The 13,117-nt window shown below is 71.4% G+C and carries 11 protein-coding genes; 4 read left to right on the plus strand and 7 right to left on the minus strand.

The genetic code is table 11. The features are described 5' to 3' along the window. Window positions 1–109 precede the first annotated feature (109 nt). Window positions 110–1,639, plus strand: coding sequence for a helix-turn-helix domain-containing protein (locus tag ACFUPX_RS21185; protein ID WP_383324545.1), 1,530 nt, complete (start codon window positions 110–112; stop codon window positions 1,637–1,639). Window positions 1,640–1,653: 14 nt separating this feature from the next. On the opposite strand, the gene ACFUPX_RS21190 is transcribed toward ACFUPX_RS21185, so the two are convergent. Genes ACFUPX_RS21190 through ACFUPX_RS21200 form a run of 3 tightly spaced genes read right to left on the minus strand, consistent with a single transcriptional unit; the run spans window position 1,654 to window position 4,200 of the window. Then, a complete protein-coding gene (locus ACFUPX_RS21190; protein WP_383324548.1) occupies window positions 1,654–2,517 on the minus strand; it encodes an alpha/beta fold hydrolase in 864 nt (287 codons plus the stop codon). Between the two features lie 49 nt (window positions 2,518–2,566). Continuing rightward, a complete protein-coding gene (locus tag ACFUPX_RS21195) occupies window positions 2,567–2,965 on the minus strand; it encodes a RidA family protein (protein WP_383324551.1) in 399 nt (132 codons plus the stop codon). Further along, window positions 2,962–4,200 carry an acyl-CoA dehydrogenase family protein gene (locus ACFUPX_RS21200; RefSeq protein WP_383324554.1) on the minus strand — a complete coding sequence of 413 codons (1,239 nt, stop codon included), beginning with the start codon at window positions 4,198–4,200 and terminating at the stop codon, window positions 2,962–2,964. Before ACFUPX_RS21200 ends, ACFUPX_RS21195 begins: the two co-directional genes overlap by 4 nt. A gap of 103 nt (window positions 4,201–4,303) precedes the next feature. On the opposite strand from ACFUPX_RS21200, the gene ACFUPX_RS21205 reads away from it, so the two are divergent. Both ACFUPX_RS21205 and ACFUPX_RS21210 read left to right on the plus strand, forming a co-directional pair. After that, window positions 4,304–5,944 (plus strand): AMP-binding protein, encoded by a 1,641-nt coding sequence (locus tag ACFUPX_RS21205; protein ID WP_383324557.1) that lies wholly within the window; start codon window positions 4,304–4,306, stop codon window positions 5,942–5,944. Between the two features lie 4 nt (window positions 5,945–5,948). Beyond that, on the plus strand, window positions 5,949–6,767 hold the full coding sequence (locus ACFUPX_RS21210) for a PaaX family transcriptional regulator C-terminal domain-containing protein (protein ID WP_383324560.1): 819 nt from the start codon (window positions 5,949–5,951) through the stop codon (window positions 6,765–6,767). 4 nt (window positions 6,768–6,771) lie between these two features. Here the strand turns inward: ACFUPX_RS21210 and ACFUPX_RS21215 are convergent, their stop codons facing one another. Further along, the gene (locus ACFUPX_RS21215; RefSeq protein ID WP_383324563.1) at window positions 6,772–9,075 is read right to left on the minus strand and encodes a bifunctional salicylyl-CoA 5-hydroxylase/oxidoreductase; all 2,304 of its coding nucleotides are present in this window, start codon (window positions 9,073–9,075) and stop codon (window positions 6,772–6,774) included. Window positions 9,076–9,077: 2 nt separating this feature from the next. Beyond that, a complete protein-coding gene (locus ACFUPX_RS21220; protein WP_383324566.1) occupies window positions 9,078–9,905 on the minus strand; it encodes an enoyl-CoA hydratase family protein in 828 nt (275 codons plus the stop codon). Window positions 9,906–10,137: 232 nt separating this feature from the next. On the opposite strand from ACFUPX_RS21220, the gene ACFUPX_RS21225 reads away from it, so the two are divergent. Then, window positions 10,138–10,569: an ATP-binding protein gene (locus tag ACFUPX_RS21225; RefSeq protein WP_383324642.1), complete on the plus strand. Its 432-nt coding sequence runs from the start codon at window positions 10,138–10,140 to the stop codon at window positions 10,567–10,569. Here the strand turns inward: ACFUPX_RS21225 and ACFUPX_RS21230 are convergent. Further along, the gene (locus ACFUPX_RS21230; RefSeq protein WP_383324568.1) at window positions 10,550–11,995 is read right to left on the minus strand and encodes an amino acid permease; all 1,446 of its coding nucleotides are present in this window, start codon (window positions 11,993–11,995) and stop codon (window positions 10,550–10,552) included. The genes ACFUPX_RS21225 and ACFUPX_RS21230 overlap by 20 nt on opposite strands. A 112-nt stretch (window positions 11,996–12,107) precedes the next feature. Beyond that, on the minus strand, window positions 12,108–13,106 hold the full coding sequence (gene argF / locus ACFUPX_RS21235) for an ornithine carbamoyltransferase (protein ID WP_383324571.1): 999 nt from the start codon (window positions 13,104–13,106) through the stop codon (window positions 12,108–12,110). Window positions 13,107–13,117 lie beyond the last annotated feature (11 nt).

A 13,117-nucleotide genomic window follows, 5' to 3' on the forward strand; every position in this document is an offset into this window, starting at 1 on the left:
ATCTGGCGTACGGAAGCGACGTACGGGAACTTCCGCACTGAATCGGTCGTTTCCCGGATGGCCTACCCCAGCGCGTGCGTCATCTCATATCTGAGATAACCTGCGGAACATGGCAGACGATTACCTCGTACGTATCGGCAAGCTCATCCGCGACGCCCGTCAGCACCGGGGCTGGACGCAGTCGCAGCTTGCCGAGGCGCTCAGCACAAGTCAGAGCGCCGTGAACCGCATCGAGCGCGGCAACCAGAACATCAGCCTTGAGATGATCGCCCGTATCGGCGAGGCGCTGGACAGCGAGATCGTCTCCCTCGGGTATGCCGGGCCGATGCACCTGCGCGTGGTCGGCAACCGCCGGCTCTCGGGCTCCATCGACGTCAAGACGAGCAAGAACGCCTGCGTGGCGCTGCTCTGTGCCTCCCTGCTCAACAAGGGGCGCACGGTGCTGCGCCGCGTGGCGCGCATCGAGGAGGTCTACCGCCTCCTCGAAGTGCTCGGCTCGATCGGCGTCCGCACCCGTTGGATCAACGACGGGGTCGACCTGGAGATCGTGCCGCCCGCCAAGTTCGACATGGAGGCGATCGACGCGGAGGCCGCCATCCGGACCCGCTCGATCATCATGTTCCTCGGCCCGCTGCTGCACCACATGGACCGCTTCAAGCTGCCGTACGCGGGCGGTTGCGACCTCGGCACCCGCACGATCGAGCCCCACATGATCGCGCTGCGCCGCTTCGGGCTCGACATCGCCGCGACCGAAGGGCTCTACCACGCGGAGGTCGCGCGTGACGTCGTCCCGGACCGCCCGATCGTGCTGACCGAGCGCGGCGACACGGTGACGGAGAACGCGCTGCTCGCCGCGGCCCGCAGCGACTGCACGACCGTCATCCGCAACGCCTCGTCGAACTACATGGTCCAGGACCTGTGCTTCTTCCTGGAGGCGCTCGGCGTGAAGGTCGAGGGCATCGGCACGACGACCCTCACCGTGCACGGCGTCCCGACCATCGACGTCGACGTCGACTACTCCCCCTCCGAGGACCCGGTCGAGGCGATGAGCCTGCTCGCCGCGGCGGTCGTCACGGAGTCCGAACTGACGGTCAACCGCGTCCCGATCGAGTTCCTGGAGATCGAGCTCGCGGTCCTGGAGGAGATGGGGCTCGACCACGACCGCACGGCGGAGTACTTCGCCGACAACGGCCGTACGCGCCTGATCGACCTCACCGTCCGGCCCTCCAAGCTGGAGGCGCCGATCGACAAGATCCACCCGATGCCGTTCCCCGGCCTCAACATCGACAACGTCCCCTTCTTCGCGGCCATCGCGGCGGCGGCGCAGGGCAAGACCCTGATCCACGACTGGGTCTACGACAACCGCGCGATCTATCTGACCGACCTGAACCGCCTCGGCGGACGCCTCCAACTCCTGGACCCGCACCGGGTACTGGTGGAGGGCCCGACCCGCTGGCGCGCCGCCGAGATGATGTGTCCGCCCGCGCTGCGGCCCGCCGTGGTCGTGCTGCTCGCGATGATGGCCGCCGAGGGCACGTCCGTCCTGCGCAATGTGTACGTGATCAACCGTGGCTACGAGGAACTGGCCGAGCGGCTCAACTCCGTGGGCGCGCAGATCGAGACGTTCCGGGACATCTAGCCCCGAGACCGCGCCTACGTGGTCTTCACGAACTCGCGGATCGCCCCGGCCAGCGCGTCGGGGCGGTCCAGCGGGATCAGGGTGCGGCAGTCGTCCAGTTCCACCAGGCGGCTCTTGGGGAGCAACTCGGCGAATCTGCGGGCGTGTTCCGGGGGCATCATCTTGTCCTGCTTGCCCCAGACGACCAGGGCCGGCCTGTCGTACGTACGCAGCCCCTCCGCCGCCTCCCGCATCTCCGCCTTGCGGGCCGAGCGCAGATAGCGGACCAGGATCCGGCGGGCCGCCGGGTCGGTGAGCAGCGGCCCCAGCCACCGGTCGATCAGGTCGTGCGGGACCGGGCGGTGGGCCATGACCGCGAAGCCCGTGCCCGGGACGCGGCGCAGGGCGCGTACGGAGAGGATGCGGACCAGGAGCGCGATGCCGCCGGGGATCCGTGCGGCGGCGTCCATCATCTTGCCGCCCGCGCGCGGCGGGTAGTTGTCGAAGGCCTCGCAGCCCGCGATGACCATCCGGCCGACGCGGTCGGGGCGCTCGGCCGCCAGCTGCTGGAGCCGTCCGGCGTCGTTCTCGACGAAGACGGCGTCGTCGCCGAGTTCCAGCGCGTCGGCGAACTCGCCGATCAGCCGGGCCATGGACGGCGGCGTCAGCTCGGCGCCCGGCTTCAGCGGCACGCGATGGCTGCCGTACGGGAGAGTCGGCACCAGGCAGCGGAACTCGTCGCCCAACTCCTCGACGACATGGCGCCATACGCTGCCGTCCTGGACGAGCCCGTGCAGGAGGACGAGCGGCGTGCCCGTCCCGCCCGTGTCCTCGTACTCGATCGGTCCCACGCTGAGCTCGATCTGCTTGAGCTGCTTGATCTGCTCGCTCCGTGCCATGGCCGCCCGCCCCGTTCCGTCGTAGATCGTCGGCCCGACGCTATGCGGATCAGTCGAGCACCGCCACCCCGTCCAGCTCCACGAGGCACTGCTCGTCCCAGAGGCGGACCGCGCCGATCACCGCCATGGCGGGGTAGTCGCGGCCCGCCAACTTCCGCCAGATGCGCCCGAGTTGTGCGGCCTGGGTCCGGTAGTCGGCGACGTCCGTGGCGTAGACGGTGACGCGGGCGAGGTCGGCGGGGGCGCCGCCCGCGTGGCGCAGGGCGGTGAGGAGATTGGTCAGCGCCTGCTCGAACTGCTCGGGCAGGGTTTCGCCGGTGACCTTGCCTTCGGCGTCGAGCGCGGTCTGGCCCGCGAGGAAGACGAGACGGCTGCCGGTCGCGGCCACGGCGTGCGAGAAGCCGGTGGGCGGGGAGAGTTCGACGGGGTTGAGGCGTTCGATGCTCATACGGAGGGCTCCTCACGGGGTTCACGGGTGTCAGGGGCGGCGGACCGCGCCGCGTACAACTCCTTGGCGATGATGGTCCGTTGGACCTCGCTCGCCCCTTCGTAGATGCGGGGCGCCCGCACCTCCCGGTAGAGGTGCTCAAGGAGGTGCCCCCGCTGGAGGGCGCGCGCTCCGTGCAGCTGGACGGCGGCGTCCACGACGTACTGCGCCGTCTCGGTGGCCAGCAGCTTGGCCATGGCGGCGCGTTGGGCGATGTCCGGTTCCCCGCGGTCGTACGCCGCCGCTGCCGCGTGCACCATGAGGCGGGCCGCCTCGGTCCGCGTCGCCATCTCCGCCACCTGGTGGGCCACCGCCTGGAGGTCCTTCAACTTGCCGCCGAACGCGTCCCGTTGAGCAGTGTGCGCGAGGGTGGCGTCCAGTGCCGCGCCCGCCATGCCGACCGCGAAGGCGCCGACGCTGGGGCGGAAGCGGTTGAGGGTGGTCATGGCGACACGGAAGCCGCGGTCGGGTTCACCGAGTACGTCGTCGCCGGTGACCGTCACGCCGTCGAAGGCGAGGGCGCCGATCGGGTGCGGGGAGAGCATGTCCAGGGGGGTGCCGGTGAGGCCCGCGCGGTCGGCGGGGACGAGGAACGCGGTCACCCCGCGGGCTCCCGCGCCGGGGGTCGTACGGGCGAAGACGGTGTAGAAGTCGGCCTCGGGGGCGTTCGAGATCCAGCACTTCTCGCCGGTGAGCCGCCAGGACGAGGGGCCGTCCGGTGCGGCGCTCAGGGCGAGGGCCGCGGCGTCCGAGCCCGCCCCGGGTTCGGAGAGCGCGAAGGCCGCGACGGCGTTGCCCGCGCGGGCGGGGGCCAGCCACTGCTCGCGCTGGCGCACGGAGCCGTACGCGGCGACGGGGTGCGCCCCGAGCCCTTGCAGGGCGAGCGCGGTCTCGGCCTCCGTGCACGCGTAGGCGAGGGACTCGCGCAGGAGGCAGAGGCCCAGGGCGCCCGACGTGCCGCGCGGGGCGTGTGAGGCGTGCGGAGCGTGTGAGGCGGAGAGTTTGCCGGGTTCGCCCTGGCCCTCCCCCGCGAACAGGCGGTCCAGGAGCCCCAGTTGCCCGAGCGCCTCCACCAGCGGCCGGTTCACCCGGCCCGGCTCGCCCTTCTCCGCCAGCGGGCGCAGCCGCTCGTCGGCGAGGGTCCGTAGCTCCGCACACCAGGCGGATTGTTCCGGATTGAGCGAGAATGCCGTCATGCCGGGCCCCTCCTCTATCGCGCACCGTTGACTGTCGTCACCATCACGATACGCTCGTTGCGCGAGCTCACCACAAGCCCGAACGGCAAGGGGGCGACCCGCTGTGGACGCCAAGAGTGCACTGCGACTCCACCCGTCAGCTCACGTCGACACCTTCGCCCGGGATCATCTCCCGCCGCCGGAGCAGTGGCCCGCGTTCGTCCTCGACCGGCCCGAACTCCACTACCCCGACCGTCTGAACTGCGGCGCCGAACTCCTGGACCGGACCGTGGAGCGGCTCGGCACCGAGCGGCCCGTGTTCCGTTCGGGCTCCGGCGAGGTGTGGACGTACGGCGAGCTGCGACGGCACGTCGACCGGATCGCGCACGTCCTGACCGGCGAACTGGACGTACGGCCCGGTCAGCGCGTCCTGCTGCGCGGCCCCACCACCCCCTGGCTCGCGGCCTGCTGGCTCGCGGTGATGAAGGCGGGCGCGGTCGCGGTCACCGTCCTGGCCCAGCAGCGCCCGCACGAGCTGGCCACGATGTGCGAGATCGCGGAGGTCGGGCACGCGCTGTGCGACGCCCGGGTGGTGGACGACCTGATCAAGGCGGGCGTCCCCGGGCTCGCTGTCACCCCCTTCGGCAGCGACGCGGACTATGACCTGCTGGCCCGCGCCGCCCGGCAGCCGGATGTCTACGAGGCCGTCGACACCGCCGCCGACGACGTCGCCCTCATCGCCTTCACCTCCGGCACGACCGGGCGCCCCAAGGGCTGCATGCACTTCCACCGTGACGTGCTCGCCATCGCCGACACCTTCGCGCGGCACGTCCTGAAGCCGGGGCCCGACGACGTGTTCGCGGGCAGCCCTCCGCTCGGCTTCACCTTCGGGCTCGGCGGCCTCGTCATCTTCCCGCTGCGGGTCGGCGCCTCCTCGCTGCTGCTCGAACAGGCGGGCCCCAAGCAGCTGTTGCCCGCGATCGCCGAGCACGGCGTGAGCGTGCTCTTCACGGCGCCGACCGCCTACCGCACGATGCTCGACGAGCTGCGCAAGCCGGACGCCTGCGACGTCTCCACGCTGCGCCGGTGCGTCTCCGCCGGGGAGAATCTGCCCGCCGCGACCTGGCAGGCCTGGCACGAGCGCACCGGGATCCGCATCATCAACGGCATCGGCGCGACCGAGCTGCTCCACATCTTCATCTCGGCCGCCGACGAGGCGATCCGCCCCGGCACCACGGGCCGCCCCGTCCCGGGCTGGCACGCGCGCGTGGTCGACGACTCGGGGGCTCCGCTGCCGGACGGCGAGCCCGGTCTGCTCGCCGTGCGCGGGCCCGTCGGCTGCCGGTATCTCGGCGACGAGCGGCAGCTCCAGTACGTACGCCACGGCTGGAACGTCACCGGCGACACCTATGTCCGCGACGCCGACGGCTACTTCACCTACGTGGCGCGCGCGGACGACATGATCATCTCCGCCGGGTACAACATCGCGGGCCCGGAGGTCGAGGAGGCGCTCCTGCGCCACCCCGACGTCCTGGAGACGGCCGTCGTGGGGCGCCCGGACGAGCTGCGCGGGCAGAGCGTCGTCGCGTACGTCGTTCCGCGCGCGGGCACGGAACGGGACCCCGACCGGCTGCGCGCCTTCGTGAAGGGCGAGCTGGTGCCGTACAAGTGCCCGCGCGAGATCGTCTACCTCGACGCGCTGCCGCGCACCGCGACAGGCAAGCTGCAACGGTTCCGGCTGCGGGAGTCCGGGCCCGTAGAGTGATCACGTGTCCGAGCAGCACACTCCACGGTCCCTGATCGTCACCTTCTACGGCGCCTACGGGCGCGCGGCCCCCGGCCCGGTGCCCGTCGCCGATCTCGTCAGGCTCCTCGCCCCGGTCGGCGTGGACGCCCCGTCCGTGCGCTCGTCCGTGTCGCGCCTCAAGCGGCGCGGGCTCCTGGTCCCCGCGCGGACTGCGGCGGGCGCGGCGGGGTACGCCCTGTCGCCGGACGCGCGCCAGCTCCTGGAGGACGGCGACCGGCGCATCTACGCGGCTCCCCCGGCCGCGCGGCAGGGCGGCGGCTGGGTGCTCGCCGTCTTCTCCGTACCGGAGTCGGAGCGCCAGAAGCGGCACGTCCTGCGCTCCCGCCTGGCCGGGCTCGGCTTCGGCACGGCCGCGCCCGGGGTGTGGATCGCCCCGGCGCACCTCTACGAAGAGACCCGGCACACCCTGGAGCGCCTCCAGCTCTCCTCGTACGTCGACCTGTTCCGGGGCGAGCACCTGGGCTTCGCCGCGACGGCGGACGCGGTGGCCCGCTGGTGGGACCTGACCTCGATCGCCAAGGAGCACGAGGCGTTCCTCGACCGGCACGAGCCGGTGCTCAGGTCCTGGCAGGGCCGCGGCGACACCCCGCCCGACGAGGCGTACCGGGACTACCTCCTGGCTCTGGACTCCTGGCGGCGGCTGCCGTACGCGGATCCGGGGCTGCCGGGGGAACTGCTCCCGCCGGGGTGGCCCGGGGACCGGTCCGCCGAGGTGTTCGCGGCGCTGGACAGGCGGCTGCGGGACGCGGGGGCGCGGTTCGTGACGCCGGACGGCATCTGAGGCGTCAACTTCCGAGCTTGAGGCGGGGCTTGGGGGCGTCCGTGCGTCCCGTCTGCGGGCGGCGGCTGCCCGCCCCGTACTGCCGGGGCCAGCCGACGCCCGGTCCCGCGTATCCCTGCTCGGCCGCCGCGTGCAGCGTCCAGTGCGGGTCGTACAGATGGGGGCGCGCGAGTGCGCACAGGTCCGTACGGCCCGCAAGGACGAGGGAGTTGACGTCGTCCCAGGAAGAGATGGCGCCGACCGTGAGGACGGGAATGCCGGTCTGGTTGCGGATGCGGTCGGCGAACGGGGTCTGATAGGAGCGGCCGTACGCGGGGCGTTCGTCGGAGACGACCTGGCCGGTCGATACGTCGATCGCGTCGGCTCCGTGCGCGGCGAAGGCACGGGCGATCTCGACGGCGTCGTCCGCGGTGGTGCCGCCGTCGGCCCAGTCGGTGGCCGAGATGCGGACGGTCATGGGCTTGCCCTCCGGCCACAACTCCCTGATCGCGTCGAAGACTTCGAGGGGGAAGCGCAGCCGGTTCTCCAGCGGACCGCCGTACTCGTCCGTCCGGTGGTTGGTCAGCGGCGAGAGGAAACCGGACAGCAGATAGCCGTGCGCGCAGTGCAGTTCGAGGAGGTCGAATCCGGCGGCCTCGGCCCGCAGGGCCGCCGCGGCGAACTGCTCGCGGATCTCGGTGAGCCCGGCCCGGTCCAGCTCGTGCGGGCGCTGGCTGTTCGCCTTGTACGGGAGGGGCGAGGGGGCCACGAGCGGCCAGTTCCCCTCCTCCAGGGGTTCGTCGATGCCCTCCCACATCAGCTTCGTCGAGCCCTTGCGGCCCGAGTGGCCGAGCTGGACGCCCATCGCGGTGCCCGGCGCCTGCGCGTGCGCGAAGTCGGTGATCCGGCGCCAGGCGTCGGCCTGCCCTGCGGTGTAGAGCCCGGCGCAGCCCGGCGTGATCCGGCCCCGCTCGCTGACGCACACCATCTCGGTCATGACCAGGCCCGCGCCGCCGAGCGCCCGCGCGCCCAAGTGGACGAGGTGGAAGTCGCCGGGGACGCCGTCCACCGCGGAGTACATGTCCATCGGGGAGACGACGACGCGGTTGCGCAGGGTCAGGCCGCGCAGCCTGAAGGGCGTGAACATCGGCGGTGCGCCCTCTGGGCAGCCGAAGTCGCGCTCGACGGACTCGGTGAAGTGGGCGTCGCGCAGCCGCAGGTTGTCGTGGGTGACGCGGCGGCTGCGGGTGAGCAGGTTGAACGCGAACTGGCGTGACGGCTGGCCGAGATAGTCCGGGAGCCGCTCGAACCACTCCAGGCTCGCGCGGGCCGCGCGCTGCGTGGACTCGACCACGGGCCGGCGTTCCGTCTCGTACGCGGCGAGGGCCTCGGGGATGCCGGGCCGCTCCTCGAGGCAGGCGGCGAGCGCGAGGGCGTCCTCGACGGCGAGCTTGGTGCCGGAGCCGATGGAGAAGTGCGCGGTGTGCGCGGCGTCTCCCAGAAGCACCGTATTGCCGTGCGACCAGCGCTTGTTGACGACCGTGCGGAAGTTGATCCAGGAGGACTTGTTGCCGCGCAGGGTCCGGCCGCCGAGCGCGTCGGCGAAGACCTTGGCGCAGAGGTCGGTCGAATCGCGCTCGTCGAGCTCCGCGAATCCGGCCGCCTCCCACACCTCTTCGCGCATCTCGACGATGACGGTGGATTCGCCCGTCCCCTGGGTCGAGAAGGGATAGCCGTGCAACTGCATCACGCCGTGCTCGGTCTCGGCGATCTCGAAGCGGAAGGCGTCGAAGGCGAAGTCGGCCGCGAGCCAGATGTAGCGGCAGCGGTGCGCCTCGACGCTCGGCCCGAAGGCTTCGGCCTGCGCCTCGCGCGTGAGGCTGTGCACGCCGTCCGCCGCGATGACCAGGTCGTACGCGGTGGAGAGCGCGTCGGCGGGCGGCGCCTCAGCGCGAAAGCGCAGGTCGACGCCGAGTTCGCGGCACCGTTCGTGCAGGATGCCGAGCAGTCTGCGCCGCCCGAGGGCCGCGAAGCCGTGCCCGCCCGAGGTGTGGCGGCTGCCCCGGTGCACGATGTCGATGTCGTCCCAGCGCACGAACTCCGCCTGGAGCGCCGCGTAGACGACGGGGTCGGCGTGCTCGATGCCGCCGAGCGTCTCATCCGAGAGGACGACGCCAAAGCCGAACGTGTCGTCCGGTGCGTTGCGCTCCCAGACGGTGATCTCGCGCTCCGGGTCGAGCCGCTTGAGGAGGGCGGCGGCGTAGAGCCCACCGGGGCCGCCGCCGATGACGGCGATGCGGTGGGCGGGGCCGCGGGCGGGGGTGGCCATCGTCAGCGCCCCTGCCACTTGGGCGGGCGCTTCTCCGTGAACGCCGCGTGGAACTCCTTGTAGTCCTCGCCCGTCATGAGGAGCGCCTGCGTAGCCGCGTCCATCTCCACGGCCGCGGCGAGCGGCATGTCGAGCTCGGAGGTCAGCAGCGCCTTGGTCTGCGCGTACGCGAGGGCGGGTCCGTCGGCGAGGCGGCGGGCCAGGGACTGTGCGGCCTCTGCCGCCTTGCCCTCGTCGGTCAACTCGCTGATCAGGCCCATGCGTTCGGCTTCGGGGGCGCGCACCGGGTCGCCGAGCATCAGGATCCGGGTGGCGTGGCCGAGGCCGACGACGCGGGGCAGCAGATACGCGGCGCCCATGTCGCCGCCCGACAGGCCGACCCGCGTGAAGAGGAAGGCGAACCGCGCCGAGGGGTCGGCCACGCGGAAGTCCGAGGCGAGGGCGAGCACGGCGCCGGCGCCGGCGGCCACCCCGTGCACGGCGGCGATCACCGGGAAGGGGCACTCGCGCAGCGCCCGTACGACCTGTCCCGTCATGCGGTTGAAGTCGAGCAGCTGCGCGGTGTCCATGCCGAGGGTCGCGCCGATGATCTCGTCGACGTCACCGCCCGAGCAGAAGCCGCGCCCCTCGCCGCCGAGCACCAGCGCGCGCACGGACTTGTCGCGGGACAGCTCGGCCAGGAGATCGCGCAGGTCGGCGTAGGCGCCGAAGGTGAGCGCGTTCAGTTTGTCGGGGCGGGCCAGGGTGACCGTGGCGACCCCGTCGTCCACCTCGAAGCGCAGGTGCTGCCAGTCGGGGGTGCGGGGGGCGGAGCCGGTGAAGGGACTCATGACGACGTGCGGCCTCCTCGGTCGGGGCGGCGGCGGTCTGCCTCGTACTACCTCGTGAAGTTGTCTTCCTGTCGAATTTATCACTCATCCGTGACTGTCGTCACGAGTGCGCGATAGATGCCCCTGCGGGGCAGGCCACCCAAGGGCCGGACGTCCCGGACATACCCGACCCTCGACCCTGTCGACATAGCGCTTAAGATTCGTACGGTTGAAAGCAGGACCTCCTGCTGCCCTGAACGGACCCGCCTTGCCCGAACCTTCCGCTCCTGCCTCGTGGCGCATCGCACTGCCGCACACCACCGCGGCCGTACCGATCGCCCGCGCACTGGTGCGTACCGCACTCGCGGAGATCGAGTCGCCCGCCGACAGCGATACCGCCGAGCTGCTGACGGCCGAGCTGGTGGCGAACGCCGTGGAGCACACCTCGGGGGACGACCCGATAGAACTCGTCATCGAGCTCCTGCCGACCGGCTGCCAGGTCGAGGTCCACGACTCGAACCCGCTGCCGCCCGGCGATCTCACCGATCCGGCGCCGATGAGCGAGCCGGACCCCTGGCAGGAGCACGGGCGCGGCCTGCTCCTGATCCGCACCCTCAGCTCGTCCTGCGGTCACCGCTCCACCGGCTCCGGCAAGGCGGTCTGGTTCACGCTCCCCGCGGCGTAGGCGCGTCGGCTTCGACGCTCTCGCCGAACCGGGAGTGACGGCGCCCGTACAGCGCGTACACCAGCGAGCCCACGACGAGGAAGACCGCGAACTGCACCCACGTCGTCCACCCCGTGCCCCAGATGAGGTAGAGGCAGAAGCCGACGCCCAAGATCGGGCTCACGGGGTACAGCGGCACCCGGAAGGTGCGCTTGAGCTCCGGCGCCGAGCGGCGAAGGGCGAGCACCGCGACATTCACCACGACCATGATCGCCAGCGTGCCGATCGTCGTCAGGTTGACCACCACGTCGAGCGAGGAGAAGGCGGCGGGGACGGCGAAGACCGCCGCGACGATCCAGGTGTTGGCGACCGGCGTCGAGGTCTTCGGCGAGACGCGCTCGAAGACGCGCGGGATGAGTCCGTCGCGGGACATCGACATCAGGATGCGGGTCTGCCCGTACATCACGGCGAGTACGACGGAGGCGATGGCCACGACCGCGCCGAAGGCGATGATGCCGCCGCCGACGGTCGAGTCGGTGACCTGGTTGACGACGAGCGAGAGCGCGGCGGGCTTGTCGGCGACCGCGTCCGCGCCCAGTGCGCCGATCGCTCCGAGGGCGACGGCGACGTACAGCAGAGTGGCGACGCCGATGCAGATCAGGATGGCGATCGGGATGTTGCGCCGGGGGTTCTTGACCTCTTCGCCGGCCGTGGTGATCGCGTCGAAGCCGATGAAGGAGAAGAAGGCGAGCGAGGCGCCCGCGGTGATGCCGGAGACCCCGGCGCCCGCGAAGGGCGTGAGGTTGCCGGCCTTGAACGCGGTGAACGCGATCGCCAGGAAGAGCAGCAGGATCCCGATCTTGAGGATGGCCATGGCGGCCGTCGCCCGCGCGCTCTCGCGGATACCGCGCACGAGCAGCACGGCGGCGAGCAGGATCACGACGACGGCGGGCAGGTTCACGACACCGCCCTCGCCGGGGCCCGAGGAGAGCGCGTCGGGCAGGTGCCAGCCGGTGAGGCTTTCGAGCAGCTCGTTCAGGTACTGGCTCCAGCCGACCGCCACGGCGGAGACGGAGACGCCGTACTCCAGGAGCAGACACCACCCGACGAGGAACGCGGTGCGCTCGCCCAGCGAGGCGTACGCGAAGGAGTACGAGCTGCCGGAGACCGGGATCGCCCCGCCCAGCTCGGCGAACGAAAAGGCGGTGAAGATGCAGGTCACGGCCGCCAGGAGGTAGGAAACGGCGACCGCGGGGCCCGCCTCGGCGACACTGTCGGAGAGGCCGACGAAGATGCCGGTGCCGACGATCGCGCCGACACCGAAGCAGACCAGCTGGAACAGGCCCATGGTGCGCTTGAGGCCATGGCCTTCGAGGTCGGCGCCCGATTCGGCGACGAGGAGTTCGGGGGACTTGATGCGGAGTCCTGCCGGACCGGTCGGGCGCATGCGGTGGTTCTCATTTCGGTGGTGCTGGGGCGCGGCGGGGTATGCCGCAAAGAAATGGGGCCGGGGGAAGGTGTTCCCCGGCCCCACCAGTGTGAGCGTGCTGGTAACGCGTTCAGGCGAGCGTGGCCACGAGGATCGCCTTGATCGTGTGGAGCCGGTTCTCCGCTTCGTCGAAGACGACGGAGTGCGCCGACTCGAAGACCTCGTCGGTGACCTCGAGAGAGCTTAGACCGTGCCGCGCGTGGATCTCGCGCCCGACCTGCGTGCCCAGGTCGTGGAAGGCGGGCAGGCAGTGCAGGAACTTGACGTCGGCGTTGCCCGTGGCGCGCAGCACGTCCATGGTCACGGCGTAGGGCGCGAGCGCCGCTATGCGCTCGTCCCAGACCTCCTTGGGCTCGCCCATGGAGACCCACACGTCGGTCACGACGAAGTCGGCGCCCGCGACGCCCTCGGCGACGTCCTCGCTGAGCGTGATCCGCGCGCCGCTGGTCTCGGCCAGCTTGCGGGCCTGGGCGACGATCGCTGCGGCGGGCCAGTAGGCCTGGGGCGCGACGATGCGTACGTCCATGCCGAGCAGCGCGGCGGTGATCAGGTACGAGTTGCCCATGTTGAACCGGGCGTCACCGAGGTAGGCGAAGGAGATATCGGCAAGCGGCTTCGAGCTGTGCTCGGTCATCGTGAGCACGTCGGCGAGCATCTGGGTGGGGTGCCAGTCGTCCGTCAGGCCGTTGTAGACGGGCACGCCCGCGTGGGCGCCGAGCTCCTCGATCCCGGGCTGGCTGTCCCCGCGGTACTCGATGGCGTCGAACATCCGGCCAAGCACGCGTGCGGTGTCCTTCACGGACTCCTTGTGCCCTATCTGCGAGCCCGAGGGGTCGAGGTACGTGGTGGAGGCGCCCTGGTCGGCGGCGGCGACCTCGAAGGCGCAGCGCGTGCGGGTCGAGGTCTTCTCGAAGATCAGCGCGATGTTCTTGCCCCGCAGCGACTGCGTCTCGGTGCCCGCCTTCTTGGCCGCCTTCAGCTCGGCGGCAAGATCGATCAGGCCGCGGAACTCCTCGGCGGTGAAGTCCAGCTCCTTCAGGAAATGGCGGCCGGTGAGGTCGATGGCCATGATGGCGCTCC

It is taken from the genome of Streptomyces sp. NPDC057302 (assembly GCF_042667685.1).
Classification (GTDB): domain Bacteria; phylum Actinomycetota; class Actinomycetes; order Streptomycetales; family Streptomycetaceae; genus Streptomyces.

Excerpts from the sequence above, each read along its gene's own strand:
- ACFUPX_RS21230 (WP_383324568.1), bottom strand. The coding sequence starts at position 11,995 with ATGCGCCCGACCGGTCCGGCAGGACTCCGCATCAAGTCCCCCGAACTC.
- ACFUPX_RS21220 (WP_383324566.1), bottom strand. The coding sequence starts at position 9,905 with ATGAGTCCCTTCACCGGCTCCGCCCCCCGCACCCCCGACTGGCAGCAC.
- ACFUPX_RS21185 (WP_383324545.1), top strand. The coding sequence starts at position 110 with ATGGCAGACGATTACCTCGTACGTATCGGCAAGCTCATCCGCGACGCC.
- ACFUPX_RS21215 (WP_383324563.1), bottom strand. The coding sequence starts at position 9,075 with ATGGCCACCCCCGCCCGCGGCCCCGCCCACCGCATCGCCGTCATCGGC.
- ACFUPX_RS21200 (WP_383324554.1), bottom strand. The coding sequence starts at position 4,200 with ATGACGGCATTCTCGCTCAATCCGGAACAATCCGCCTGGTGTGCGGAG.
- ACFUPX_RS21195 (WP_383324551.1), bottom strand. The coding sequence starts at position 2,965 with ATGAGCATCGAACGCCTCAACCCCGTCGAACTCTCCCCGCCCACCGGC.
- argF (WP_383324571.1), bottom strand. The coding sequence starts at position 13,106 with ATGGCCATCGACCTCACCGGCCGCCATTTCCTGAAGGAGCTGGACTTC.
- ACFUPX_RS21190 (WP_383324548.1), bottom strand. The coding sequence starts at position 2,517 with ATGGCACGGAGCGAGCAGATCAAGCAGCTCAAGCAGATCGAGCTCAGC.